We start from the raw sequence: 26,235 nt of genomic DNA on the forward strand, positions 1-26,235 counted from the left end.
CTTTTGTCTATCTTGGTCCCGGATGCAAATGCCGCCCCGCGGACCGGCCGGTGCCGGCCCGCGGGCACGGGATCAGAAGGTGCGGCTGACGCGCAGGCCATATTGGCGCGGCGCGCCGGCAAGGCGGCGATTGCCGTTGATCGCCGCGACATAATGCTCGTCGGTCAGGTTGGTCGAATAGGCGGCGATCGACCAGGGCCCGGTTGCGAGCGTCAATTGCGCGTTGACGATGTCGCGTGCGCCGATCCGGTCGCCGCGGGCGACGTTCTGGAACAGCGTGCCCCACACCGCACCGATATGCGCATAGTCCACGCGCGGAGTCAGCGTCGCGTCGCCGCCCAGCGCGATGGCATATTGCGCGCCGGCGCTCAGCGTGAACTTCGGCGCATAGGCCTGCTCGTTGCCGGTCAGGTCGAGGCAGCGTGCCGTGGTCGGGCCGGTCGCCGGGTTGCAGACGGCGGGCGCCGCGCCGAGCCGGGAATCGGCGGCATGGAAGTTGCCGAGCTCCGAATTCGAGACCGAGCCCGACAGGTCGAACGAGAAGGCATCGAAATTGCCCTGGGCCGAGAATTCGACGCCATAGAGCTTGGTCTTGCCGGGCACATTGTAGATCGACGAGATGCTGGGCGTCGTCGGATCGACGATGTTGACCTGGAAGCCCTTGTATTCGTTGTAATAGCCGCCGAGCTGCGTGCGCAGGCGGCCGCCCATGAAGGTGCCCTTCCAGCCGATCTCGTAGTCGGTCACGTCCTCGGCGGCGAAGGCGCGGGGCGGCGCGCCGACCAGGTTCGGGCCGTTGAGCCCGCCCGCCTTGCTGCCCGTCGCGACAAAGGCATAGAGGAAGTTGCTGGCGTCGACCGTCCAGTTTAGCGCCACCTTGCCGTTCAGCTTCTTGTCGGCAGTGAAGTCGTGCTGGGCGAGCTGGAGCGGCGGATATTGCGGCGTGGTCGACACCGCGTCGTTGCGCGACGTGGTGCGCGACCAGCGCGCGCCGACGGTGAGCTGCAGCCCCTTGGTCAGCTCGTAGCCGACCTGGCCGAACGCAGCGAGCGCGGTCTTGGGATTGGTGCCTTCGATCGCCACGTCGATCAGCACCGGGAACAGGTTGGGCGTCACGTCGCTGAAATAGCCGCCCTTGGGAATGATGATCTTGTCGCTCTGCCAATAGCCGCCGAGCACCCAGGTGAAGGGGCCGGTGTCGGGCGAGACGATGTTGAATTCCTGCGACCAGATCTCCTCGCTGATCTTGTCGTGGAACGCCGTCTGCGGCGCGGCCAGGCTGGGCGCGTTGGCGGTGCCGTCGGAGTCATAGTCGATCTGGGTGGTGCCGCGCTGATAGCCGCTGATCGAGCGCAGGGTCACGCCGCCATCGGTGGTATAGGCCATGTTGAGCACGATGCGGCCGAACTCGTCGCGCCCGTTCAGATAGGTGTTGTTGGCGACGTTGAGCGGATCGCCGGTGGCGGTCGCCGGGCCGGCGGGCAGGCCGCCATATTCGATGTTGTTATAGTCGCCCTTCAGCAGCACGCGGAAGTTCGCGTTGGGCTGCCAGAGCATGCTGGCGCGACCGCTATAGTCGCGGCGGTTGCCGGGGTTGCCGGTCCAGGGACCGCTCACATTGTAGAAGGTGTCGCGGCGCTCCATGTTGCCGGCGAAGCGGAATGCCAGCGTGTCGCTCGCCGGCAGGTTGACCGCGCCCTGGAGCTTGATGTCGTTATAGTTGCCGTACTGGGCGAGCGCATAGCCCTTCACCATGTCGGTCGACGGGTTCACTTCGGTGATGAACACCGCGCCGCCAGTGGCGTTGCCGCCCGCGAACGTGCCCTGCGGGCCGCGCAGCACCTCGACGCTGGCGATGTCGTAATAGGGCTCGGACTGGAAATAGCCCGGCAGCGTGGCGACGCCGTCGCGATAGGTGACGACGCCGACACCGATGGCGCTGGTCTGCTCGGTCTTGCCGATGCCGCGGATGTTGAACGCATTGCCCTGGCCGGTGGTGTTGACGGTGAGCGAGGGCGTGGCGAACTGGAGCTGCTCGACGCCGTTGACGCTCTTCTTCACCAGATCGTCGCCGGTCAGCACCGTGGCGGCGACGCCGGTGCGCTGCAGGCTGGTCGAGCGGCGCTCGGCAGTGACGACGATCTCGTTCGAATGGTCGACGGGCGCATCCGCCTGGGCGGCCGGCGCGGGATCGGTGGTGGTGGCGGCGGTCTGCGCCTGCGCGGCGCCCGCGCTCATCAATGCGACGGCAGAAACCGTCAGCCAGCAAAAGGCCTTCATGCTATCCTCCCAAGAGCGCCCCTCTTTGCGAGGTGGCGTTGCGACTCAACTTACTGACTCACGAATCAAGTTGAACATTCATTGATTCATAAATCAAGATCATAATCAGGCAGCCGCGGCGGGATCCGTCCCGAAGCGGCGGCGCAGCGCCTGCTTGTCGATCTTGCCGGTCATCGCGAGCGGCATGCACTCCACCCGCTCGATCGCATCGGGCATCCACCAGCGCGGGACGGCGCCGTCGAGCGCGGCGCGGATCTCCGCGTCGGTCGCGCCCTGCCCCTCCGCTTCGATCACCAGCACCGGGCGCTCGGTCCATTTGGCATGCGCCCGCCCGATCACTGCGACCAGCGAGACGCCCGGCAGGCCGCCGACGATCGCTTCGATCTCGCCCGGGTTGATCCATTCGCCGCCCGACTTGATCAGGTCCTTGGCCCGGCCGGTGATCGCGAGATTGCCCTCGGCGTCGATCGTCGCGAGATCGCCGGTGTCGAACCAGCCCTGGGCGTCGGTCGCCGGAGTTTCCTGGCCGAAATAGCAATGGACGGTGCCCGATCCGCGGACCTGGAGATGCCCCTCCACGCCGCGCTGCGCCGCAAGCTCGCCGCCCTCGGCATCGACCAGCCGCAGGTCGACGCCCAGCGGCGGGCGGCCGGCGATGCTGGCCCGGCCGGCATTCCCCGGCGGAGTCACCGTGCCGAGCGGCGCGAGCTCGGTCATGCCCCAACTGGTCTGGACGCGGACGCCCAGGCGTGCCTCGATCCGGTCGATCAGCGCCTGGGGCACGCCCGAGCCGCCGAGCAGCACGCGCCGGAGCGAGGGCAGCGCCGTGCCAGTCTGCTCGAGATGCTCGATCAGCCCGAGCCACACGGTCGGCACGCCCACCGCCAGCGTGACACCTTCGCTGCGGATCAGCGCGGCCAGGCTGGCGCCGTCATTGTGGCGGCCCGAAAACACCAGCCGCGCCCCCGAAGCCGGCGCAGCGAAGGGCAGGCCCCAGCCATTGGCGTGGAACATCGGCACGGCGGCGAGGATTGAATCGCCCGCATTGATCCCCATCACATCGCTCTGCAGCAGCGAGAGCGTGACCAGATAGTTGCAGCGATGGCTATAGGGCACGCCCTTGGGCGCGCCGGTCGTGCCCGAGGTGAAGCAGAGGCCCGCTTCCTCGCGCTCGGAAAAGCCGCCCCATTCCAGCGCCTTGCCATGCTCGGCGAGCAACTCCTGCTGCGTCCGCACCGGCACCGCGCCGCAATCGGGCAGCGGGAAATCGGCGCCGGGCTCGTCCAGGATCAGCACCTGCGCGATGCCCGGGCACAGCCGCACCAGTTCCTCGACCACCGCGCCCTGATCGGGGCTGGCGGCGAGCAGCCGGTCGCCCGCCTTACGCCCCATGTCGGCAAGCTGCGCGACGCCCAGGCGCGGGTTGAGCGTGTGGCAGCTCACCCCCATGCCGAACGCCGCATACCAGCATTCCATATGGCCCTGGCTGTTCCAGGCGAGGGTGGCGATGCGGTCGCCGCGCGCGATGCCGAGCGCCGCGAAGGCACCGGAGAGCAAGTTGCTGCGCTCCCGCAACGCCGCATAGTCGATCCGCGCAACCGGGCCGCCAGCCCCGCCGCCGGTGACCACCTGCCCCTGCGGATGCCATTTGGCGGCGTGGGCGAGGAACTTGTCGAGCGTCAGCTCATAGGGCTGCAACCGCTCCAGTTCCCGCGCACCCCCCGCCCGGAGCTGCCCCTCATGCATGCCAACGCTCTCCAAAACCTGTGTCTTTTTCTCTCCCCTTGGATGGCACCGGCTCCGATCGCCTGTCAATCTTCATTTATTTTCTAGTGAATTTGCTTGTGCGCTGATATGCAGCCTGCGAGCGCCGGAAACACGGCGCCGATGGGAGAGTGCCGATGAAGGCTGGACGACCGCGCCTCGCCGCGCGCCGAAGCGCCATGCCCTGGCTGCTGATGCTCGCACTCGCCGGTTGCGACCGGAGCGAGCCGGAAGCGGGCGCGGTGATCGTGCCGCCGCGTACCGCCGCCACGCCGGCCCCCGCGCCCGTCACCTCCGCGCCATTGCGCACCGCCGATCACATCGAGCGACTGCCGAGCGCGGCGCCCACCGCGCCGGCACAGGCACCGCCCGCGAAGATGCAGGTGCGCAAGGACTTCACCGATCCCCCGCTTCCCGCCGAGCTCAAGGACGATGGCGGGCTGAAGCCGCTACCGCCACCGCCCCCGCGCTGAGCCGGGCGACGGAAGGAAGAACAGAACCAACAGGAGAGGAGAAACTGCAATGAAGGCACGTCTTTCGCGTTTCCGGCTGTCTTGGGCCGCGCTGCTTCTGGCATTCGCCACGGCATGCTTCGCCAGCCCCGCGGCAGCGGCGCCCTGCACGGGCATCTGCTTCACCCCCGGGGACTATTCGATCACGACGCTGCACAAGGGGCTGCTGCGCAACTATCTGGTGCATGTTCCCGCCAGCTATACCGGCCGCCAGGCCGTGCCGCTGCTGCTCGACTTCCACGGCTTCAGCAAGGACGCGAGCAACGAGCGGCAATGGTCCGGCCAGCTCGCCGAATCCGACAGGCGCGGCTTCATCGCCGTCTGGCCGAACGGCGTGAGCCTGTCGTGGAACGCCTATGGCTGCTGCTTCCTGGGCGACGCGCTCAACATCGACGACGTCAGCTTCAACCGCGCGATCATCACCGCGATGAAGGCCTATGCCAATATCGACGGCGACCGCGTGTTCGTGACCGGCATCTCGAACGGCGGCGGCATGGCGCAACGCATGGCCTGCGAAGCGGCGGACCTGATCCGCGCCGCGGTCTCGGTCTCCTATCCGCTCAACCGCGAGACGTGCAGCCCGGCCCGGCCGATCGGCATGTGGGAAATCGCCGGCACCGCCGACACGACGATCAGCTATGACGGCAACACCGCGCCGCTGGGACTGCCCAACGACCTGGCCGGCATTCCGCTGGGCGTGCAGGGCGCGCGCGCCAGCCTCGCCGCCTGGAAGCGGATCCTGGGCTGCAGCGACGACCTGTCTCGCGAGCAGCTTCCCGATGGCTCGCATTATGCCGGTTCGCGGTTCGAGGAATATCGCAACTGCAACGGCGGCGTGCGCACCGGGCTGGTGTCGATCGCGAACGGCGGGCACGTCCTCTACAACGGCTATACCGAGCTGGGCAGCAATCCCGACAAGGCGCCGATCGACGTCGCCCCCTATATCTGGGACCATTTCTTCAACCTCTGACCGACGCGCTGCCGGGCGGCGCGCGTCGCCCGGCAGCCGATCGCCGACCAAAGGAACGATCGTGCTCCAACCGACCGACGCGGCCGATGCGGCCGATGCCTCACCCTCCGCGCCGCCCTCGGCCGCGATCCGCCCGACCAAATGGGGCGTCATCTGGCTGCTGACGCTCACGCTGTTCTCCGCGCTGACTGTGGGCGGGCTGCTCAGCCCCTTGCAGGAAGCGGTGAAGGCCGAGTTGCACCTCACCGATCTCGACATCGGCCTGCTCGCGGGCGGGGCGACCGCGATCCCGATCGCGCTGCTGTCGCTGCCGATCGCCTGGCTGGTGGATCACAGCACGCGCACGCGCCTGCTGATCATTCTCGCCTCCTTCTGGGCGATCGGGACGATCGGGACGGCCTTTGCCCCGAACTTCGCCGGGCTGTTCGCCGCGCGGCTGATTGCCGGAATCGGCGCGGGCACGGCGTTCCCGGTGCTGATCTCCCTCCTCGCCGATGTCTGCATGCCCGATCGTCGCGGACGCTCGATGCTGCTGGTGTCGATCGGCGCCTGGGCCGGCGCGGCGGCGGCGTTTGCGATCGGCGGCTCGCTGTTCGGCTATCTGACCAGCCATCCGGGTGCCGGCCTGCTCGGCATGACGCCGTGGCGCGAAGTCCATCTGCTGGTGGGCGTCGGCGCGGCGCTCGCGGTGCTGCCGCTCTTCCTCATCAAGGAGCCGCCGCGCTACGAAGTGGAGCAGACCAGCGTTTCGCTGCGCCTGGCGATGGACGCCTTCTGGCGGCGTCGCAAGTTCCTGGGCCCGCTGCTCGCCGGGCAGTTGACCGGCGGCATGGCCGAGGGCGCGGCGGCGATCTGGATGGGATCGCTGCTCATCCGCCAATATGGTCAGGCGCCCGGTTCGTTCGGCGGCTGGGTGGGTGGCGTGATCCTGGGATCGGGCATCATCGGATCGATCATCGGCGGCTTCGCCGCGGACGCGGCGGGCAAGCTCAAGATGCGCGGCGCCATCCTGCTGCCCGCTGCGATCGCAACGGCGCTGACCATTCCGGCAGGCGCCTTTTCGATCATGCCGACCGTCACCGGCTTTGCCTGGACGCTGTTCGCGCTGCTGGTGGGCGGGACGATCGTCAATCTGGTCTCCTCGGCGGCGATCGCGGTGCTGATCCCGAACGAGGACCGCGCCGTGACGCTGGCGGGCATGAAGATCGCCGGCACGATGGTCGGCGCGGGCGTCGCCCCGCCGCTCGTCGTCTGGCTCTCGACCTTCAGCACGGGCAAATGGGGCCTGGGCGAAGCGGTGGCGATCATGGGCGTGGTGACCGGCGCGATGTCGCTGGCCGGCTTCTGGATCGCGATGCGCAACGCACCGCAGGAAGTCGCGCTCGATCCGAACGCGAAGATGATCCCGGCCGCGGCATGAAGTCGTGCGCCGCATCTGCGCGTGTCGAAGGACGACATGCCCCTCCCCGGAGAGGGGCATCTGCACGCCGATCGGCTTCACGATCGCGATGTCGAAGGCGCCGGTTCGGTGTCGGCAGTAGGGATGGTCCAACAACCGTCATCCCCGCGCAGGCGGGGATCCAGAGTCACGAGGGATACGGCAGAGAAACCCTGGGTCCCCGCCTGCGCGGGGATGACGAAGGAGAGTATGATCCGACTTGTTCCGGGGTGACGGACGTTTCTCGCGAGCCGCCCTTCTGGAATTGCAAACGCCGATCCGGCCTGACGCCTCCCTGGCAGGGAGGGGAATCAGGGAAATAGATGCCGCTTCAGCCAGTCATCGGCATCGCGGTTGGAACGGGCCGACACGCCCGCCGTCTTGTGGACGTTGAAGCCGTGGAAGCCGCCCGGATAGACGTGCAGCTCGGTGGGCACGCCCGCCCGGATCAGGCGCGCGGCATAGGCCAGGTCCTCATCGATGAAGAGATCGAGCGTGCCCGAGGAGAGAAAGGCGGGCGGCAGGCCGGCCAGGTCCTCCGCACGCGCCGCGGCGGCATAGGGCGAGATGCCCTCCCCGCCCGGCTCGGTCCCCAGATAGCTGCGCCAGCCGAAGCGATTGCTGCCCGAATTCCAGATGAACTCGCCGGCATGGGGATTGGGCTCGGCCGTGCAGGTCCGGTCGTCGAGCATCGGATAGACGAGCTGCTGGAAGGCGACGGTGAAATCGCCGCGATCGCGCACCAGCAGCGCCAGCGCGGCGGCCAGCCCGCCGCCGGCGCTTTCGCCGCGAATGCCGATCCGGGCCGGATCGATCTCGAGCTCGGCCGCATGCGCATGGAGCCAGGCGAGACCGGCATAGCAATCCTCGAGCGGCCCCGGGAACGGCGTCTCGGGCGCTAGCCGGTAATCGACGCTGACCAGTGCGCAGCCCAGTATTTCGACCATGTGCCGGTGGACCGGCTCCAGCGTCACCGCCGCGCCGCCGACATAGCCGCCGCCATGGATGTGATAGATGCAGGGCAGCACCGTGCCCGCGCTCCCCGCGGGCCGATAGAGCAGCATCGGCACGTCGGGAGCGCCGTCGCGACCGGGTGCAGCCAGTTCCCGCTTGTCGACGCGCTCCGGATTCTCGACTTCGCCCAGCGGGATCCTTCCCGGCGCGCGCATCATCGGCAACAGGCTCTCGTCCAGCGTAACCGCCGGCCAGAGTTCGAGCAGGTCGAGCAGCTCCGGATCGACGAGGTGGCGCGTTCCGGTCATGCTCTTGCTCCCATCAGTTTCCCAGCCCGCCGGCGACGAGCAGGGTCTGCCCACTGACATAGTCGCTTTCCGGCGCACAGAAGAAATAGACGCCGCCCGCCGCTTCCTCGGGCGTGCCGGGGCGGCCGAGCGGGATCTGCGCGGTCACGGCTTCGCGGAAGCCGGCGGGCACGCCGAACCGGAGCTGCCGGCCCTCGATCTCCGCCCGGGCATCGGGATGGTCGCCGGGCAGGTTCAGCCGCGTCTCGATGAAGCCGAAGGCGACGCAGTTCACGCAGACCTTCAGGCGGCCCCATTCCTTGGCGAGCGTCCTGGTCATGCCGATCACGGCGGACTTGGCCGAGGCATAGTTGACCTGGCCGGCATTGCCGTTGACGCCCGAGATCGACGAGATGTTGACCACCTTGCGGATCACTTCGCGCCCCTCCGCCGCTTCCGCCTTGGCCATCGCCCGCAACGGCTCGGCGGCGGCGCGCAGGATGCGGAACGGCGCGGTGACGTGCACGTCGAGCATCGCCTGGAACTGCTCGTCGCTCTGCTTGTGGATCACGCCGTCGCGGGTGTAGCCGGCATTGTTGACGATGATGTCGAGCCCGCCAAGCCCGTCGAGCGCGGCCTGGACGATGCGCTCCCCGAAATCGGGCGCGGTGACGCTGCCGTTGCAGGCGATCGCCCGCCCGCCGACGCCGCGAATCTCCTCGATCACCGCCAGCGCGGGCGCCGCGTCGAGATCGTTGACCACCACCGCCGCGCCCTGCGACGCCAGCTTCAGCGCGACTGCCCGGCCGATCCCCCGCCCCGATCCCGTGACGATCGCGACCTTGCCTTCGAGCGCGCGCATCAGGCGCGGCCGTAGAGCGTCACCACGCAGGCACCGCCCAGGCCGAGATTGTGCTGCAACCCGAAGCGCATGTCCTCGACCTGGCGCCTGTCCGCGGCGCCGCGCAGTTGCTGGACCAGCTCATGGCATTGGGCAAGGCCGGTGGCGCCGAGCGGATGGCCCTTGGAGAGCAGCCCGCCCGAGGGGTTGGTCACGTGGCGGCCGCCATAGCTGTTGCCGCCGTCGCGGATATAGGCCTCCGCCCCGCCTTCCGCGCACAGGCCGAGCGCCTCGTAGCTGATCAGCTCGTTGGCGGTGAAGCAGTCGTGCAGCTCGATCGCCTGGATGTCGTCGGGCCCGATGCCGGCCTGGTCATAGGCCTTGCGCGCCGCCTCGCGCGTCATCTCATAGCCGACGACGCTCATCATCGATCCGGTCGCGAAGGTCTCCGCATAGTCGGTGGTCATCGCCTGGGCGACGATCTCCACGCCCGCGTCGAGCCCGTGCCTCGCCGCAAAGGCCGGCGAGACGAGCACCGCCGCCGCCGCGCCGCAAGTGGGCGGGCAGGCCTGGAAGCGGGTGAGCGGCCCATGGAGATGCGTGGACGCCATCACTTCGTCGAGCGTCAGCGGGTCGCGGAACAGCGCCAGCGGGTTGTTCGCAGCATGCGCGCGCGCCTTGACGGCGATCATGCCGAACACGTCATCGGGCGCGCCGTACCGGCTCTGATAATCGAGGCCCGCGCCGCCGAACTGCTGCGCGACCAGCGGCGCGCCCTCGTCCCGGCCGAGCAGCGCGTCCTGGCGGCTCAGATGATGGTCGAGCGAGCGCTTGCGATCCGTGAACACCGCCCCGAGCGCGCCCGGCAGCATCTGTTCGAAGCCGAAGGCCAGCACGCACTCGGCGACGCCGCTCTCGATCGCCTGGCGCGCCAGGAACAGCGCCGTCGATCCGGTGGAGCAGTTGTTGTTGACGTTGACGACCGGGATGCCGGTGCAGCCCACCCGGTAGAGCGCCGACTGGCCGGCGGTGGAATCGGCATAGACATAGCCAGCATAGGCCTGCTGGACGTGCCGATATTCGATCCCCGCATCCGCGAGCGCCAGGCGGATCGCCTGCTCGGCCATCACGTCCCAATCCTCGCTCCGACCGGGCTTGGTGAAGGGGATCATGCCGACGCCGGCGATGCGCGCGCGCGGCATCACGCGGCCCCCCCGGCGGCATCGACGCCGTCGATGAAATCGAGGAAAGCGCTGGTCGACGCTTCGTTGTTCGCGACCAGGTAATTGTGCCCGGCGCCCTTGAACTCGACATATCTGCTGTGGGGCAGCATCGCGTGCAGCTCGCGCCCCTTCTCGACCGGCACGGCCTTGTCCTCGTCGCCGTGCAGCACGAGCACCGGCATGGTCAACCGCTGCCGCGCCCGCTCGCGCGTGGTGGCATAGGCCGCGATCGCCTGGGCCTGGGCGCGCACGCCGGCCATGGTGAAGCGGTCCCTGGAGAGCACGCCGATGTCGTGCAGCGCCGCGTCGCGCGGGGCGGCGCTGCCATAGGCCTCCGGCTTGGCCCGCTTGAACATCGCCCGGACCAGCCAGCGCGGCAGGCGGTAGATCAGCTTCTGGGCGCCCTTGATCTCGGTCTGCTCGGTCTTGAGCATGGTGCAGCCGAGCGTCACCGAGCGGGTGCGCTCGGGATATGCCATCGCGAACTCGGCCGCGATGCCGCCGCCCATCGAGACGCCATAGACATGCGCGCCCGTCTCGCCGGCCGCCTCCAGCACCGCCAGCGCATCGGCGGCGAACTGCGCGATCGTGACGCCGGGCGTGGTATCGCTCCCGCCGGTGCCGCGATTGTCGAACCAGATCGCGCGATGGCGCTTCGTCAGCGCCGGCAGCAGCGGATACCACATCCGCGAACTGTAGAGATGGCCCATGATCAGCAGCACCGGCGTGCCGCTGCCCTCCGCTTCCCAATGGATGCTTGCGCCGTTGCTCTGAACGAATGGCACGTCTTCTCTCCCGAGCGGTCTCTGCGCCGCATGCGACGACACAGCATGACCGGCCCAGGCCTGTCAATCTTCATTCATGAATCAATTAATTTACGCAAAAGAGGCGACCCGCAGGGGCCGCCCCGGGGTCAAGGAGACACTGCACGGAATTGCAATCGGCCAGCGCCTCGGGGCTCGTTCGGCCGGATCAGAAGTCCACCTTCGCGCCGACACGACATGCTCGCTGTGCGTAAATTCTTTGAAAGCAAAAATTAAATTTTCTGAAAAGATGTTCTTCAATATATCTTTCAGTCACACATGATTTACTGTTCGCGATATCATCGATATGGCGATGATATCGCGTTACGGGATTAAGGATAGTTACGGATATTGTCGGGCGATCAGCCCGCACCAGCCTTTCGTGGCAAGGGCTCGAGGCGACGATGCAGCAGCTTTTCGACCAGGCCGCGGAAATAGCCGGCGAGTTCCGGCTCGTCGCCGATGATCTCGAGCACACGGACGATCGGCACCCATCCGTTCGCGCCGTTGACGAAGATGGCCGCGCCCGTGCGCCGGTCAGGCGAGAAATAGACCAGATCGGTCTCGCCCTCGTCGTTGCCGGTATGCTGGAGCACGGTGTGGCGGCCATAGCGCTGCACCTGCCATCCAAAGGCATAGCCGTAGCGATCCGGGCAGCGCCGCGTGAAGCGTACCTCGCAACCATAGCGCTCGTCGCCGGCAAGCGACGTCACGATTCCCTCGCGAATGCCGCGCGTCTCCGACTTCGCCTGCGACGCGGCGATCAGCCGTTCGAGAAAGGCGCCATAGGCGTCGGGCGTCGCGATCAGGTCATAGGCGGCCCCCAGCCCCGCGCCCTCGCGAAGCCCAGGATAGAGCGATGCGAGGTCGAGGAAGCGGCCGTCCGCCCCGACGGGCAGCGCCAGGCGGCCCGTGGTCCAGCCCGGCAACTCGCCCACCGCCATATGCGCGATGCCCCAGGGGCGCAGCAGCGTTTCCGCGCTCAGCGCCCGCAGCGTCATGCCGGTCTTTGCCTGGGCGTAGCGGGCGGCGAGCTCGATCCCGGCGCCCGAATAGCGATAGCGCGCCCCGGGTTCCCAATCGAAGGCGAGCTTGCCGTCGGGATAGTCGTCGGCCCAGTTGCGCAAGCCGGAGCGATGCGCGAGCAGGATGCGCGTGGTGAGCAGCTTGTAACGCGGATCGCCGTCGAGACCGGGGGAGCGGACATAGCCGCCGATCGGCTCGTCCAGATCGATCCGGTGCGCCGCCGCCAGCGCGAGCAGAGTCTCCGCCGTCACTGTCTTGGCGATCGACGCGGTGTTGAACGCGGTGTCCGCGCCGATCGGCACGCCCGGCGCCTGCTCGCCATAGTGGCCGGACCAGATCAGGCGGCCGTCGCGGACCACGGCGATGCCGATGCCCCCGATCTTCTCCGCCCGCACGATATCCGGCATCCACCGCGCCATCGCCGCATCGAGCTTCGCCGCCGCCGGTGTCACGTCCCGCGCGGCCACGGGCTGGGCGGCTAAGCCGGCAAGTGCGAGGGCGGGAATCATCCGCCTGGCCGTCCAATGTCTCATGTCGCTGCGCCTCATCTGCCGGAATAGGGGCCGGACCGTGTGGCCGGCAGCGGTGCCCGCATCGCGGTCAGCATCGTCAGGCACAAGTCGAACATCCGCTCGCCCGCCGCTTCGGTGGCGATGTTGCTCATCGCGACCACTGCCCGGCCGGTGCCCGGCTCGACCATCATCCCGGTGGTGAACCCTACATCCTGCCCCATGTGGAAGGCGATGGTGCGCCCCTCGACCGCCAGCAGGAGCCAGCCCAGGCCGATCACCGGCCGCCACTGCGCCCGGTCCGGGCGGTCGATGGCGGCACTGGGCCGCAGCATCGCCGCGATGCCGGCATCCGAGAGCAGCCGCGGCCCGCTCCGCCCCGGAGCCGCCGCCCAATAGCGCGCCCAGCGCAGCATGTCGTCGACATCGGCATAGAGTGTCGAGCTGCCGGCATGGACGCGGTTATAGGGAAAGACTGCGCTCACCTGCGCCTGCCCGGCTGCCATCATGTGCGGCGCGGAGAGGCGGCGCCGATCGACATCGGCGAGGAGCAGCGAGCTGTGGCGCATGCCGAGCGGCGCCAGCAGATGCCGGCGCATATAGCGCTCGAACGGCATGCCGCTGGCCTTGGCGATCACGTCGCCGAGTACGTCATAGGCGATGTTGCTGTATTCCACCCCCGTGCCGGGATCGCGCACCAGCTTCAGGCCGGAGAGGCCGCGCACCCAGCGCTCCAGCGCATCGTCCGCGGTCTGCGGATGCTCCCATTCATAATCCTCGACATCGGGCAGCCCCGATGTGTGGTTGAGCATCTGGCGGATCGTGACGTGCGCGAAGCGGGGATCGGCGAGATGGAAATAGGGCAGATAGCGGGCCGGCGATGCATCCAGGTCGAGCCGTCCCTGCGCGGCGAGCTGCAGGATCGCCGTGGCGACGAGCGGCTTGGTCACCGATGCCATGTGGAAGACCGTGCGCCGGTTAACCGGCACGCCGGTGGCAAGGCTGGCGGTGCCGGCCGCGATGATCCGCGGACGTCCTTCGCCCTCGCTCCACCCGATCACCACCCCCGGAGCGCCGGTGGCGCGGAGATAGCCCGCCGCGGCATCCCGGCGATGCGACAGGGCGGTGGTCGCCGTGCAGCCGGCCGACAGCAGCAGCAATCCGGGCAACAGCATGCGCAGCATCAGGCCAGCCGCTGTGCCATCAGGAAGGCGTCGCGCTCCAGCTCCAGATCGACGCTGTCGCACCATTCCGCGCCAACGAGCAGGGTGCGCTCGCGCCTTCCGGTTTCGCGGAAGCCGAGCCGGTCCAGCAAGCGCAGGCACGCGGTGTTGCGCGGATCGACATCGGCGATCACCGTCGGCAGCCCATGCACTTCGAACCCGCGCGCGAGCACTGCGCGCAGCGCCTCCGTCGCGAAACCAAGGCCCCAGCTTCGCGGATGCAGGATCAGGCCGATCTCGGGGAAGCGGTAGAAGCCGGCCTTGCCGATCACCACGCCGTCCTGCTCGACGATGAAATCCTCGCCCTCGCCGCAGGGGATGCCGCGCATGGCCGCCAGCCATTCCTCCGATTCCGCGATGCGGGAATGCGGCGGATGCGACCAATAGGCCGTCGCCACGGGGTCACCCAGTATCGCGTGCATCGCGACGAGGTCTTCCGGGCGCGCCGGCCGCAGCGTCAGCCGGGCGGTATGGAGCGTCGCGGCCTGGTTCGGTGGTGCGTCTTGAGGCTTCACTTGCCCTCCGCATAGCGTGCCACCCATGCGGGCGGCTCCTGCTCCTTGCTGCCGTCGACCTTGACCTGGCGCTCCTTCGCCCAGCGATATCCCCACATCGGCCCATATTTGGTCGCGACGCGGGGCGACTCGCGATAGGCAGGATCTGCCTGCGCCTCGTCCAGCGAGACAAAGCGATAGCCCTGCTGGCGGAGCAGGCGCAACAGCCGGTCCAGCGTCGCCGCGTTCAGCCGGTTGAGATGCAGCAGCAGGATCGCGGGCGGCTCATATCCCAGCACGGTGCGATCGAGCCCGGCATAATAGGCGATCTGCGTCCGGCTGTGCTCGAGATAGGCTTCCTCGATGCGCCGGCGCGCCCAGTCGTCCGCCTTTGCGAGCGCGCGCTCATAGGCCTGGTCGAACACATAGTCGGAGGTATCGATCGTCGCGGCGGCCAGCCGGTAGCCATGGCTGGCGAGCAGCGCTTCCGCCGCCTGCCGCTTCTCCACCGTGTCGCCGACATGATTATAGGGGAAGCGGAAGAATTTGAGCTTGCGACCGGCGGCCTCGGCCATCGGCCGGATCGTCGCCTCGCCGTCAATCACTTCGCGGCCGATGCCGTCGGCGTCCAGGCCGTTGCTGTCGGCATGGGTGGCGCCGTGATTGCCGAGTTCCAGCAGGCCGCGATTCCACTCGCGCAGCAGTTCGGGGCCCGCTTCGCCCAGCGCGCGCACGTGCTGCTCGGTGACGAAGCCGGTCGCCGGCACCCGCTGCCGCTTCAGTGCCGCCACGATGGCGCGGTTGGCGTCGGCGGCCGAGCGCTTCCCGTCCCTTTGCTGCGTCGATGCGTGCACATAGGGCAGATCGTCGAAAGTGATCGCCACGCGGCGCTCCGCGGCGGGCGGAGCGGCTTGCTGCTGGGCCTGGGCGGCGGGTGCCGCCGCAAGCGCCAGCATCGCCGCCAGCACGCCGCTTCTCCAGCGCTGCGAATGGGTTCTCATGGATATATTCCGTCCGTCATTCCCCACCTCCCGCACGGGCCGGCCCAGCGCCCCGTCCGGCGCCAGGATTGCGTGAACATTGCGTCGATACCAGGCTGGTTCAGTTCAGGAAGCGGACCGTCGACCGCTCGACGGTCCTGCCCTTCTCCTCGGCTGCGGTGCGCATCACGCCCAGCCCGGGCACGAAGAACTCCACCAGCTCGTAACGCATTGGAATCGCGATCCCGATCAAGCGGAAGGAAATGTTGAGGGTCGAGCGGATGACGAACGCCTGCCGGCGGCCCTGCGGCGTGTCGATCGCGGAAAGGGCCTGCACCCGGCGATCCGCCAGGCTGAACCGGACCTTCATCGCCTTGCCCTTGGTCTCGCCGTCGAGATCGAAATCCACCCGCGATTCAAGGGTATCGCCCACCCGCATGCCGGCGGGATAGCGGAGCAGCACCGGCCGGCGCGACGAGAGCGCCTCCTTCTGGCTGGGCAGGCTGCCGGTGAGATCGAGCAGCAGATCGCCATTTTCGCAGCGCGCCTCGCTGGTGGCTGCGGGCTCCCGGGTGTCGAGGCTGCGGGTGGTGAGCTGGGCCGTGGCCGATCGCGGTGTGACCTGCCCCGCACGCACGGTCATCAGCTTGCGGTTCTTGACGGCCCCTTGCGCATCCAGGGTGACGGTCTCGATCCGGCGGCCGTCGGCGAAGTAATAATAGCCGGCACAGTCCACGGGCGCGCCGGGGCGGGCGGCCGCGCCCAGCGCCGCAGCCAGAAGCAGGAGGGACATCGCGGTCTCCGTCTCGTCGGGGGGTCAGATGCAGGGATAGCTGTTGCCGTCGCGCGCGCGATAGGTGTCGCTGCGCTCGTCGTAATTGCCATAGCGCTCGATGCAGTAGCGCGCGCGCTCGCGGGCCTTTTTCTTCTTGCCGTCGCTGGCGAGCGCGACGATCAGCCCGCCGACCAGCGCGGTCCCGATGACGCCGGCGGCGACGCCCTTGGCCCGGGCGTCGTCGCGCCGCTTGCGTTCCGCTTCGCGCCGCCAGCGATCCTCGCGCTCGCGCTCCCACCGCGCCTGGTCTCGTTCGCACCGGATGCGGTCCCGGCCGTCGCGCCGGTCGCAGCCGGATCGGTCCCACCCGCCATCGTCCTGCCAGTCGCCGCGGCGCTCCTGCTGCGCGCCTGCCGGCAGCCCGGCAGCGGGCAAGGCCGCCGCCAGATAGGCGGCCGCGCCAAGCGCCAGGGCCGTTCGGCCGAGTCTCGCCATCATCCACTCACTCCTCGACACACGCCCTTGCCGGACGCGTGGCGATCAAAGCAGGTGGACATTGCGCCAGTCTGGCGCCGCCGGCTCAGCAGCCGAGCTCGGGATTGCCATAGCTGTCGATCCGCCAGCCCTGCGAAGTGCGATGGGCATAGAAGGTGTAGAAGCAGCGCTTCTCCTCGGTCGTCGTCGGCGAATATTCGGTCCGCCGCCGCCCCCCTTCATAGGTGGTTGTCGTGGTGCCGCCGCTGGTCGAGGTCTCGACTTCCATCCATTGATAGGCGCGGCGCCCGTCGGGGAGATCGCGAATGTCGACCGGCGGGCCGTACCGGGCCATCACTGCCTCGGGCGGGCGCCCGACATAGCCGCGCATGATGTCCGCCGAGCAACCCTGCAATGCCGCCGCCAATGCGAGCCAGCAGGCTCCCTGTGCGGCTCCCCGGAGACCGGGGGCGAAGAGACGGAATGGCATGCGCAACCTCCGGAACCTTGATCATTCGGTTGCGGATCTCCCGCCTGAAGCTTGCGTCAACCTTGCGCGCTCTCGACAAATTCGAGCCGCATGATCGTTCCGCCGGCCGGCGCCTCCAGCGCCAGCGCCGCGCCGCCGTGCAAGGTCATGACCTGGCGGACCAGATTCAGCCCAAGGCCCGAGCCGGTGCCGCGCGCGCGCAGCCGGTGGAAGGGATCGAACACGCGGTCGCGTTCTCCCTGCGGAATGCCGGGGCCGTCATCCTCGACTTCGATGGACGCTCCCTCGATGCGCAAGGTCACGTTCCGCCCGCCATGATCGACGGCGTTCTGGATGAGGTTCGCAAGCACGCGCTCGATCGCGGCGGGATCCCCCCGCACCGGCCGGCCGCCCAGATCGGCGACTTCCAGGTCGCCGCCGCCGGTGATCACCAGCGGCGCGATATCGGCGGCGACGCCGCGCGCGATATGGCCCAGGTCCACGCCGTCGCGAAGCGGAGCAATGCGTTCGAGCCTCTGCAGATCGAGCAATTGCTCCGCCAGCGTGGCCAGGCGGGCGACGTCGCGCTGCAGGCGCGATGCCAGCGGGATGTCGGCCGAAGCCTCGATCTTGGCCTGCAATATCGCAATGGGAGTCCGCAGCTCGTGCGCCGCGTCGACGATGAAGCGCTGCTGCCGGTCATAGCCTTCGTCGAGCCGCCGGAGCGCGCCGTTCATGGACTCGACCAACGGCACCACCTCCGCCGGCAGCCCCTCGGGCGACAGCCGGGCGCCGCGCCGGTCGATGTCTATCCGCCCCGCTTGCCGGGCGGCGATGGAGAGCCGCCGGAACGCGCGCCGGATGATCAGCGGCGTGACGACGACGGTGATCACCGCCAACAGGCTCAGCACCGGGATCATCATCAGGTTCGACAGGAAGAGCACGACGAAGGTCATGCTGAACAGCCCGCCCTTGCCGATCACGGTAAACGCGCCCGCCGGCCCGGATGCGCGGCGCACCACGGCAATGTCGCGGAACGGCGGCGACGTGTCCCGGATGTCGGCGAAGGTGATGCGATCGAGGTTGCGCGCGATCGGCCGGTAGAGCGAGGGCACATCGCCGAATGCGATCAGTTCGCCGTGATCGCTGCGTGCAACGAACCACAGGCCGGGAGTGGTCGCCCGCAGGGCCGCGAGTTCCTGCGTCTCCGCCAGCCGAAGCCGGCCGTCGGCGCCGCGCTCGATCGCGCGTGCCGCCACTTCGGTGAACTCCGGATCGATCAGCGCGCCGCCCTCGTCGGCGCGGATGAGATAGGCGACCAGCGCCGCGCTGAAGAGCAGCAGGATCGTAATCTGGAAGGCGAGCAGCCGGACGATCAGCTGGCGCTTGAGCGATACCGGCCGGGACACCCTCATGGGCAATGCCGCAGCAGATAGCCGACACCGCGGATGGTGTGGATCTCGACTTCGGCATCGGCTTCGGAAAGCCGCCTGCGCAGACGCGAGATGTGCGAATCGAGCGTGTTCGACTGGATCTCGTCGTCGAAGCCGTAGACGGCATCCTCGAGTGCGGTGCGCAGCACCGTTCGCCCCCGCCGCCGCATCAGTGCCGCGAGCACGCGCAATTCGCGCCGCGGCAGATCGAGGCGCTCCCCGCGCACCACCGCTTCGTCGTGCGACATGTCGTAGACCAGCTCGCCGACCTGCACCTCATGAAGGGGCAGCGCCGCCGGCCGCCGCCGGATCGCGCGGATGCGCGCGAGGAGTTCCTCCATCGCGAAGGGCTTGGCGAGGTAATCGTCGGCCCCGAGATCAAGGCCGGAGACGCGATCCTCCACCTCGGCGCGGGCCGTTATCACGATCACCGGGATGCCGGGAATGCACTGCCGCAGCTCCGGGATCGCTTCGACGCCGTCTCCGTCGGGGAGCGCACGGTCAAGCAGGACAACATCGCTGTTCGCGAGCCGCGCGGCTTCGCGTAGATCCGCAAGGCCGGCGACGTGATCGACGACATAGCCTTCGCGTTCCAGGACCGTCCTCATGGCGCCCGCCATCTCGGCCTCATCCTCGACCAGCAATATACGCACTACGCCTCATCCTGCCTCTGCCGGGCCTCCCCGCGATGCGCCGGGTCTGCCATCGAAGCCGCCGGACGCCAAGGCAATGTCCTGGCACCGGGATGGGTGAGGACGGACGGCCGCATGGCCGCCCGTCCTCGGTTTGAGAGCGGACGCCCCTCGGCCGTCCACCCTCGGGGCACTCAGAAGCCGATGGAAAGGCCCAGCTGGACCTTCGAAGTCTTCAGCCCGTCACGATAGTTGGCGCGATTATATTCCGCGCGCGCATACACCCCCGGCATGACTCCGGCCTCGACGCCGCCGCCCCACAGGAAGCCCTTCTCCGTCACGCTGCTGTCGATGTCCTTGAGATTGGCCGCGCGGAAATCGGTCGTCTCGCGCACGCGCAGCCAGCTATAGCCCGCCCGGCCGTACAGCAGGACGTTCGGCGCGGGCAGGACACCTGCTCGGCCCGACACGTCCCAGGTCCAGCCCGGCTTCAGCGCATAATCGCCCGTGGGGCTCGCGGCAGTGAGAGTCTTGCCGCCCTTGCCGATCCCCGCCTCGGCGCCGATCACCAGCATGTCGCCGATCTGCGCGTCATAGCCGACATGCCCGCGATAGCCGATGCCGCCCTTGCTCTGGTCGATGCGCGAAGCGATCCGCGGCAGGGAATAATCCCCTTCGTGCCAACGATAGTCGACCGAAACTCCGACCTTGACCCCGCCAAACGTCGCATCGCCTCCCGATTGCGCCAAGGCAGTTTCGGGAATGGCCGCCAAGGCGCCGATCAGTACACAGATACGCTTCATCGAATTGTCCTTCCGGTCTCATTGGAAACCACCCTACCGGCAGTCCTGCATCGGGGTGGGCGGACAACCTTGCCGCAGCATTGCGCGGCCTCGCCGGGTGGGATGCCACCCGGGCTATCCATCGAGGCGCAGCCGATATCCGACACCGCGAACCGTCTCGATGCCGATGTTGCGCCCGGTCGCGCGATCGAGCTTCAGCCGCAGGTTGCTCATATGGACGTCGATGCTCCGGTCACAGGCATGGCGGGAGCGCCCCAGCACCCCCAGGCACAGGGCATCCTTGGTGGAGACCGTGTCGCCGCCGTGCATCAGCAACTCGCAAGGAAAGCAGGGCTTCGCCAGATAGTCGTCGGCGCCGAGCTCCAGGCCGATGACACGCTCGACCTCGTCGCTCCGCGCAGTCAGCATCACGACGGCAAGCGCGCTGCGCGCCCGGACGCGGCGCATGCGATCGACAAGGATGACGAGCGTGGCGCCGGGAAGCCAGAAAGACGCAATTCATACATACGCATCACCATCCGCCGGATCGGCCTGCACGGATTGCCCTCGAAGGTTGCGCGAACCTTGCAATGCCCCCGGCGTACTAGCCCGCATCCTCCCCCGTCAGCGCCGCGCGCAACCGCCGGACCTGGTCGTTGAGCGCGATCATCTGGGGCACGCTCAGCTTCGAATTGGCGAGCAACGCGTCGGTGAGGCACGAAGCGCGGCTCCGCAACTCCCGGCCCGGGGGATTCAGGAATACCTGCACCTGACGCTCGTCTTCCGGATTGCGCCGCCGCGCGACGAACCCCGCGGCCTCGAGCCGCTTCATGAGCGGGGTTATCGTGCTCGGCTCGAGCGCGAGCCGCTCGGCAATGGCCGAGATCGTCTGGCCGTCGCGTTCCCATAGCGTGCTCAGCACCAGATATTGCGGATAGGTCACGCCCAGCGAATCGAGCATCGGCTTGTAGAGCCGGTTGATCGCGATCGAAGCGGAATAGAGCGAGAAACAGAGCTGCGCATCGAGCGGCAACGGCTCGCCGGGGGCATTCATCGCAAAAACCTCGCTTCCGAATCATGAACTTACGACGGAAATACATATCGCGATAAATTTATGCTGGACAAGAGGATGTGAGTGGGCCTAGAAAATGATTATCGCGATAAATAATATCGCGCAAATCACTTGAAAGGAGACCCAAGATGACCAAGTCCAAGATGCTGCTCGCCGCCGCTGCCACCCTCGCTCTCGGTGCGGCGCCCGCCTCGGCCCAGGAAAAGGCCGCCGCCCCCGTCAGGTCCGTCGTGCTCGTGCATGGCGGGTTCGTCGACGGCTCCGGCTGGATGGATGTCTACAAGATCCTGAAGAAGGACGGCTATGACGTCACCATCGTCCAGAACCCGACCAACTCGCTCGCCGACGACGTCGCGGTGACCAAGCGCGCGATCGCCGCCGCCAAGGGCCAGGTGATCCTGGTCGGCCACAGCTATGGCGGCGTGGTCGTGTCCGAAGCAGGTACCGATCCCAAGGTCGCCGGTGTCGTCTACATCGCCGCCTTCGCGCCGGACAAGGGCGAGTCGGTTTCCTCGCTGATCGCCAACCCCGCCCCCGGCGCTTCCGTGCCGCCGATCCTGCCGCCCCAGGACGGCTATCTCTTCCTCGACAAGGCCAAGTTCGCCGCGTCCTTCGCTGCCGATGTGCAGCCCGATGTCGCCCGGTTCATGGCGGACTCGCAGGTGCCCTGGGGTGTCGAGGCGCTGCAGGGTACGGTGACCGTCCCCGCCTGGCGCGTGAAGCCGAGCTGGTATCTGGTCGCCAGCGACGACCATATGATCCCGCCGGTGGCGCAGCGCGCGATGGCGGCACGGGCCAAGGCTCATGTGAGCGAAGTCGCGGGCAGCCACGCCGTCTATGTCTCGAAGCCGGCCGCCGTCGCCGCGATCATCGAGGACGCCGCAAAGGGCGCCCGCTGAGCCCTGCCCTCCCCCGGCAATCCCCGGGCGCCGGGCCTCGATCGAGGTCCGGCGCTCGGCGCATCAGCGGCGCAGCAGCCAGGTAAGCGCGCTCTCCGCGCGCTCGAAGATGCGCAGATAGGGTTGGGTCATCTCGCGGCGCACCTGCATCCGCGTGATCGCACTTTCAGTGACGACCGCGATACGGCTCGCCTGGGGGAAGCCGGCAAAGTGGCGGCGGAAGGCGCGCACCGCTTCCTGCGCCTGCACACCGCTGCAACGCATATCCATGCGCAGGAGGTAGCCGGGCACGAAACCCTCGGCATCGAACTGATCGCGCAGCTTGCGGGCATAATCGCCCACCCGATCGGGCTCGAACATTGCGAGCCACTCGATATCCAGCAGATTCAGGTCTTTACGAAAGGCCACCCGGTACATGGCCGCCGCTCTCGCAGCCAAAGGTTAACGGCTGGTCGCCGTCACTCCTCGGTCTTCACGAAGAACCTGTCGATGACCTCGCGCGCCAGCCGCGCCGGGCGGAGCGTCTCGGCGTCGAGGCAGCACCAGCTCGACTTGACTTCGGCCAGCACTTCCCCGCCCCGGCGGATCACCGTCTCGTAGAAAGCGCGTGCCCCCTGGACCTTTTCGAGCAGCACGGTCGCGACGACGTCATCTTCGAGAAAGGCCGGCTTGCGATAGGTGATCTCATGCTTGAGCGCGACCCAGAGATGCTCGGCCACCGCTTCGACCGGTGCCAGCGCCTGCCAATGGCTGATCACCGCCTCCTGCACCCACTTCAGATAGGAGGCGTTGTTCACATGCCCCATGAAGTCGATGTCGTCCTGGGCGACGTCGATCGGGAACTCATAGGGAAGCGCGGTGCCGGACATGATTTGCAACATAGTGCGAATCGGGTTTCGAAGCGACTAAAATCCCCTGAAAACCGCTGCTTTCACCGGAACCGCCGTTGCCGTAGCGTCACCCGCCCGCATGCGAACGCCACCAAATTGGCCTTACCACTTGACTTGGACACGACAGGCAAACATCGTCCGGCCATATCGCGGTGACAGCGGTAGCAAAGGAGATCCGATGAAACTGACGCTCGCCGCCGCCCTGACCGGAGCGGCGCTCGCCGCCAGCATGGGCGGCATGGCCCAGGCAGCGGCGCCGGCCGCCGCGACTGCAATCGCGCTGCCGAGCCGCGCGCAGGTGATGACGTCGATGGAGCGTGTCGCCGACTGGCAGCTGACCCATATGGACGATCTCGGCTATATGCCCGCCGCCCGCCCGAGCACCAAGCGCGCGCGCGACTGGCAGCAGGCGACCTTCTGGGTGGCGCTCACGCACCTCGCCGATCGCTCTCAAGGCGTGCGCTACAAGGACGCGATCTTCTCGAAGGGGCGCGAGGAAGGCTGGAAGCTTGGCGATCGGCTCTATCACGCCGACGACCACATCATCGGCGCGGCCTGGATCTGGGCGGCACGCAAGGGCGCCGGCGCGGCGGCGCTCGCCCCGATGCGCGCGAATTTCGACCGGATCCTCGCCGCGCCCAAGACCAACGACCTGCTGTTCATCGCACCCGAGCCCGGCAAGGGCGACCCGAGCTGCACCACCCGCTGGTGCTGGTGCGATGCCCTGTTCATGGCGCCGCCCACGCTCTGGGCCCTGAGCAAGGATACGAAGGACGCGCGCTACGCCGCCTTCGCCGACCGGGAATATCGCGCGACCACCGATTATCTGTTCGACAAGGGCGAGCATCTCTATTTCCGCGACAGCCGCTTCTTCGACCAGCGCGGCGCGCATGGCGAGAAGCTGTTCTGGAGCCGCGGCAATGGCTGGGTGTTCTCCGGCCTGGCCCGAATGATCCCCGAAATCCCGGCCAGCGATCCGCGCCGCCCCTATTACATCAAGCTGTTCAAGGAGATGGCCGCAAAGCTGGTGACGCTCCAGCGCGGCAATGGCTATTGGCCCCCCTCGCTGCTTGCCGACCCCGATCGTTCGCAGGACGAATCCAGCGGCACCGGCTTCTACGTCCATGGCATGGCCTGGGGAATCAAGGCCGGCCTGCTCGATCGCAAGACCTATCTCCCGGCCGTGACCAAGGGCTGGGCAGCGCTCGAGCACGCCGTTCAGCCGAACGGCATGCTGGGCTGGGTACAGCAGGTGAGCGACCGGCCCGATGTGGTGAAGGCCGAGGACGCCCAATTCTACGGCACCGGCGCCTATCTGCTCGCCGGCGCCGCGGTCTATGATCTGACGAGGTAAGGAAGAAGCATGAAGCACGCCCTCTGGCTCCTCGCCGCCCCCTTGCTGGTCGCAGCTGGGCAGGACAGCGCCCCGCCCGCCCCGCTGGCGACGCTCAACGTCCGCCAGGCCGATGGCAGCTACAAGCTGGTCGAGCGGATCGACGTGCCCGCGGACCACAAGATCCATGACGGGCTGATCGCCATGGAGGGCCCGGGCTGGGAGAGCGACAAGATCGCCTATCGCCTGTATCTCGACGAGCGCAACGTGCCGGATATCTACGGCAAGAAGCTGCCCGGCAACGTGCTGCCGACGATCGGCATGGGCAAGGACGACTATCATTCGATGGCCCCCTGGGGGCAGGACATCTTCCAGGTCGACCAGTCGCTCGGCATGGGCGGCATCGGCGTGCTGCGCGGCGGCGCGGCGACGCAGCTGGGCAAGGCGAAGATCAGCGCGCGGGTGTTCAACACCGATCGCTCGGCGACGGTGCTGGTGACCAACACCGGCTTCCCGGGCGATGGCGGCCCGGCGGATCTCTCCACCACCTATCGGATCTTCGCGGGTTCGCGCCTCACCAATGTCGAGGCGCGGGTGAGCGGCAAGGTGCCGGCGATGATCGCCGGGCTGACGCTGCACGACGGCATGACCAGGATCGAGAGCCCGAAGCGCGGCAAGTGGCGTTATTTCGCCACCTGGGGCCGGCAGAGCCTGGCCGGGGACGATCTGGGCATCGCCTTGTTCTATCCCGCCGACGAAGCCGCCGCGACGGGGAGCGACGGCAAGTCGCTCTATGTGCAGTTCTGCGACCCGCGGAACATCCGCTACGCCTTTGGCGCCGCATGGGTGGAGGAACCGGGCGCGCCCAAGACCGAGCGCGAATTCCGCAAATGGCTGGACGACACGGCGGCCGAACTGGCGCGCCAGCCCTTCGTGGCGACGACGGCGCAAAAGACCTGCCCGGCGAAGTGAAGCTCTCGGCGGGTCCTCCCCTTCCGGGGAGGATCCGGGTCAGTTCCCGCTATTGGCATTCGGTTCGCTCACGCCCGAGCCGTTGCCGAAATACCGCTTGAGCTCGGTATCCTTCGCCACCGGATAGGCATCGCCCCATGCCCGGTTCGCGCGGCGCAACAATTCGTCCAGCTCGCCCGCCAGCGGGCGCAGCTCGGGCATCGGCCAGCTATCGACCTTGCGATAATAGGGCTTCAGGAAATCGGTGGCGCCCTTCAGGCTCCTGCCGCCATCGGCATAGTTCCACACGTCCACGCCCACGCACTTGCCCATCTCGGCCACGTCATAGGCGGCGAGCAGCGCGTAGATCGAATAATGGAGGCTGCGGGTGCGGGCGAGCTCGAGCGGCAGCTTGCCTTCGGGCGTGATCTGCGGCGAGATGCGCTTCCTGCTAAAGGCCTCCGCCACTGCCCTGGTCATCTCGGGGCGCCGGGCGAACAAGGCGAACTGCGCGGTCTGGGCATCGAACCACATGCCGTGGTTGTTCTTGGCCGCATTCTCCGCCTTGCCGTTCTTGCTCGTCTGCATCCAGTCGAGATAGTCGGAGAACCATTTCTCCAGGCTTTTCTGCTCCTCGGGCGCGAGCTTCGCCGAAGGACCGATCAGCCCGATGCCGTCGACCACCCGCTCGAGCCGCGAGGTATCGAGCACGCCCTCGGCGCGGCCCTCCTCGCGCCCCGGCACGGCCTGGGCATAGTTCATATTGGGGTTCATCCGCGTTTCGGGATTGAGGAACCAGGTGCGCACCAGGCTGGCCGCACGCCCGGCATAGCGCGGATTGTCGGAGAAATAATAAGCGAGGCTCAGCGTCTCGACGTCCGAGCTCATGCCCTCCAGGTCGCTGACGTCGAACTTGTCGGTGTTGCGGTCCGGATTGATCTCGCCGTCCTTGCGCATATAGGGCAGGCCGCCCGGCTTGCCGGGATCCGGCCACCAATAGGGCGCGAGGCTGATATAGTCGTGCCGATCGCGCGAAGGCGGGATCGTGCGCTTGTCGACCACCGTGTAGAGCGGCCGCTTCATCGCCGCCTCGGCACGCGCGATCAGCCCGTCATAGGCCGCCTTCACCGCCGGATCGGTCTGGATTGCGGCCTTGAGCCGCATCATCGCGTCCGGCGCCAAGAAAAAGGTCCTGCGTCCGTCGAACGACGCGGAATATCC

27 protein-coding genes are annotated in these 26,235 nt (G+C 67.8%); 6 read left to right on the top strand and 21 right to left on the bottom strand.

Annotated features, from left to right (window positions below; genetic code table 11):
• Positions 1-72 precede the first annotated feature (72 nt).
• Together FFS08_RS15310 and FFS08_RS15315 are read right to left on the bottom strand one after the other, a co-directional pair.
• Positions 73-2,280 (bottom strand): TonB-dependent receptor, encoded by a 2,208-nt coding sequence (locus FFS08_RS15310; RefSeq protein WP_137863128.1) that lies wholly within the window; start codon positions 2,278-2,280, stop codon positions 73-75.
• A 105-nt stretch (positions 2,281-2,385) separates the two neighbouring features.
• Positions 2,386-4,026, bottom strand: coding sequence for an AMP-binding protein (locus tag FFS08_RS15315; protein WP_137863129.1), 1,641 nt, complete (start codon positions 4,024-4,026; stop codon positions 2,386-2,388).
• A gap of 155 nt (positions 4,027-4,181) precedes the next feature.
• On the opposite strand from FFS08_RS15315, the gene FFS08_RS15320 reads away from it, so the two are divergent.
• The 3 genes from FFS08_RS15320 to FFS08_RS15330 all read left to right on the top strand — a co-directional run bounded on the left by FFS08_RS15320 (position 4,182) and on the right by FFS08_RS15330 (position 6,946).
• Positions 4,182-4,517, top strand: coding sequence for a hypothetical protein (locus FFS08_RS15320; RefSeq protein WP_137863130.1), 336 nt, complete (start codon positions 4,182-4,184; stop codon positions 4,515-4,517).
• Between the two features lie 49 nt (positions 4,518-4,566).
• On the top strand, positions 4,567-5,526 hold the full coding sequence (locus FFS08_RS15325; RefSeq protein WP_137863131.1) for a CE1 family esterase: 960 nt from the start codon (positions 4,567-4,569) through the stop codon (positions 5,524-5,526).
• Between the two features lie 61 nt (positions 5,527-5,587).
• Entirely contained in the window at positions 5,588-6,946 is a 1,359-nt protein-coding gene (locus tag FFS08_RS15330; protein WP_171012633.1) for an MFS transporter, read from the top strand.
• Positions 6,947-7,275: 329 nt separating this feature from the next.
• Here the strand turns inward: FFS08_RS15330 and FFS08_RS15335 are convergent, their stop codons facing one another.
• The 16 genes from FFS08_RS15335 to FFS08_RS15410 form a co-directional block, all read right to left on the bottom strand.
• The gene (locus FFS08_RS15335) at positions 7,276-8,226 is read right to left on the bottom strand and encodes an alpha/beta hydrolase (protein WP_137863133.1); all 951 of its coding nucleotides are present in this window, start codon (positions 8,224-8,226) and stop codon (positions 7,276-7,278) included.
• 13 nt (positions 8,227-8,239) lie between these two features.
• Positions 8,240-9,067 carry an SDR family NAD(P)-dependent oxidoreductase gene (locus FFS08_RS15340; protein ID WP_171012634.1) on the bottom strand — a complete coding sequence of 276 codons (828 nt, stop codon included), beginning with the start codon at positions 9,065-9,067 and terminating at the stop codon, positions 8,240-8,242.
• Entirely contained in the window at positions 9,067-10,248 is a 1,182-nt protein-coding gene (locus tag FFS08_RS15345) for a lipid-transfer protein (RefSeq protein ID WP_137863135.1), read from the bottom strand. Before FFS08_RS15345 ends, FFS08_RS15340 begins: the two co-directional genes overlap by 1 nt.
• Positions 10,248-11,054 carry an alpha/beta fold hydrolase gene (locus FFS08_RS15350; protein ID WP_137863136.1) on the bottom strand — a complete coding sequence of 269 codons (807 nt, stop codon included), beginning with the start codon at positions 11,052-11,054 and terminating at the stop codon, positions 10,248-10,250. The genes FFS08_RS15345 and FFS08_RS15350 overlap by 1 nt, the downstream gene beginning before the upstream one ends.
• 380 nt (positions 11,055-11,434) lie before the next feature.
• Positions 11,435-12,631: a serine hydrolase domain-containing protein gene (locus tag FFS08_RS15355; protein WP_171012635.1), complete on the bottom strand. Its 1,197-nt coding sequence runs from the start codon at positions 12,629-12,631 to the stop codon at positions 11,435-11,437.
• Between the two features lie 11 nt (positions 12,632-12,642).
• Positions 12,643-13,791, bottom strand: coding sequence for a serine hydrolase domain-containing protein (locus FFS08_RS15360; protein ID WP_171012636.1), 1,149 nt, complete (start codon positions 13,789-13,791; stop codon positions 12,643-12,645).
• On the bottom strand, positions 13,791-14,345 hold the full coding sequence (locus tag FFS08_RS15365; RefSeq protein WP_249341110.1) for a GNAT family N-acetyltransferase: 555 nt from the start codon (positions 14,343-14,345) through the stop codon (positions 13,791-13,793). Before FFS08_RS15365 ends, FFS08_RS15360 begins: the two co-directional genes overlap by 1 nt.
• Positions 14,342-15,325: a polysaccharide deacetylase family protein gene (locus FFS08_RS15370; protein ID WP_137863140.1), complete on the bottom strand. Its 984-nt coding sequence runs from the start codon at positions 15,323-15,325 to the stop codon at positions 14,342-14,344. The genes FFS08_RS15365 and FFS08_RS15370 overlap by 4 nt, the downstream gene beginning before the upstream one ends.
• Before the next feature lie 100 nt (positions 15,326-15,425).
• Complete coding sequence (locus FFS08_RS15375; protein ID WP_137863141.1) at positions 15,426-16,097, bottom strand: TapB family protein; 672 nt, start codon at positions 16,095-16,097, stop codon at positions 15,426-15,428.
• Between the two features lie 24 nt (positions 16,098-16,121).
• A complete protein-coding gene (locus FFS08_RS15380; protein ID WP_137863142.1) occupies positions 16,122-16,577 on the bottom strand; it encodes a BA14K family protein in 456 nt (151 codons plus the stop codon).
• 82 nt (positions 16,578-16,659) lie between these two features.
• Positions 16,660-17,043 (bottom strand): hypothetical protein, encoded by a 384-nt coding sequence (locus tag FFS08_RS15385; RefSeq protein ID WP_137863143.1) that lies wholly within the window; start codon positions 17,041-17,043, stop codon positions 16,660-16,662.
• A 56-nt stretch (positions 17,044-17,099) separates the two neighbouring features.
• On the bottom strand, positions 17,100-18,437 hold the full coding sequence (locus FFS08_RS15390; RefSeq protein ID WP_137863144.1) for a sensor histidine kinase: 1,338 nt from the start codon (positions 18,435-18,437) through the stop codon (positions 17,100-17,102).
• A complete protein-coding gene (locus tag FFS08_RS15395; RefSeq protein WP_212742025.1) occupies positions 18,434-19,099 on the bottom strand; it encodes a response regulator transcription factor in 666 nt (221 codons plus the stop codon). Before FFS08_RS15395 ends, FFS08_RS15390 begins: the two co-directional genes overlap by 4 nt.
• 182 nt (positions 19,100-19,281) lie before the next feature.
• Positions 19,282-19,890 carry an outer membrane protein gene (locus tag FFS08_RS15400; RefSeq protein WP_137863146.1) on the bottom strand — a complete coding sequence of 203 codons (609 nt, stop codon included), beginning with the start codon at positions 19,888-19,890 and terminating at the stop codon, positions 19,282-19,284.
• A 114-nt stretch (positions 19,891-20,004) separates the two neighbouring features.
• Positions 20,005-20,337, bottom strand: a complete 333-nt coding sequence (locus FFS08_RS24245; RefSeq protein WP_137863147.1) for a winged helix-turn-helix domain-containing protein — start codon at positions 20,335-20,337, stop codon at positions 20,005-20,007.
• 136 nt (positions 20,338-20,473) lie between these two features.
• Positions 20,474-20,923 (bottom strand): MarR family winged helix-turn-helix transcriptional regulator, encoded by a 450-nt coding sequence (locus tag FFS08_RS15410; protein WP_137863148.1) that lies wholly within the window; start codon positions 20,921-20,923, stop codon positions 20,474-20,476.
• A gap of 146 nt (positions 20,924-21,069) precedes the next feature.
• Here FFS08_RS15410 and FFS08_RS15415 point away from each other — a divergent pair, with 146 nt between their 5' ends.
• Entirely contained in the window at positions 21,070-21,840 is a 771-nt protein-coding gene (locus FFS08_RS15415; RefSeq protein WP_137863149.1) for an alpha/beta hydrolase, read from the top strand.
• 63 nt (positions 21,841-21,903) lie between these two features.
• On the opposite strand, the gene FFS08_RS15420 is transcribed toward FFS08_RS15415, so the two are convergent.
• Together FFS08_RS15420 and FFS08_RS15425 are read right to left on the bottom strand one after the other, a co-directional pair.
• The gene (locus tag FFS08_RS15420; RefSeq protein ID WP_137863150.1) at positions 21,904-22,257 is read right to left on the bottom strand and encodes an STAS/SEC14 domain-containing protein; all 354 of its coding nucleotides are present in this window, start codon (positions 22,255-22,257) and stop codon (positions 21,904-21,906) included.
• Positions 22,258-22,298: 41 nt separating this feature from the next.
• A complete protein-coding gene (locus FFS08_RS15425) occupies positions 22,299-22,721 on the bottom strand; it encodes an acyl-CoA thioesterase (RefSeq protein ID WP_137863151.1) in 423 nt (140 codons plus the stop codon).
• A gap of 187 nt (positions 22,722-22,908) precedes the next feature.
• On the opposite strand from FFS08_RS15425, the gene FFS08_RS15430 reads away from it, so the two are divergent.
• Both FFS08_RS15430 and FFS08_RS15435 read left to right on the top strand, forming a co-directional pair.
• Complete coding sequence (locus FFS08_RS15430; protein ID WP_249341111.1) at positions 22,909-24,084, top strand: glycoside hydrolase family 88/105 protein; 1,176 nt, start codon at positions 22,909-22,911, stop codon at positions 24,082-24,084.
• A gap of 9 nt (positions 24,085-24,093) precedes the next feature.
• Positions 24,094-25,035, top strand: a complete 942-nt coding sequence (locus FFS08_RS15435) for a DUF4861 family protein (RefSeq protein WP_137863152.1) — start codon at positions 24,094-24,096, stop codon at positions 25,033-25,035.
• A gap of 39 nt (positions 25,036-25,074) precedes the next feature.
• Here FFS08_RS15435 and FFS08_RS15440 read toward each other — a convergent pair whose 3' ends face one another.
• Positions 25,075-26,181, bottom strand: coding sequence for an alginate lyase family protein (locus FFS08_RS15440; protein WP_171012637.1), 1,107 nt, complete (start codon positions 26,179-26,181; stop codon positions 25,075-25,077).
• Between the last annotated feature and the right edge of the window lie 54 nt (positions 26,182-26,235).

It is taken from the genome of Sphingomonas sp. 1F27F7B (assembly GCF_005503355.1).
In the GTDB taxonomy this organism is placed as follows: Bacteria; Pseudomonadota; Alphaproteobacteria; order Sphingomonadales; family Sphingomonadaceae; genus Sphingomonas.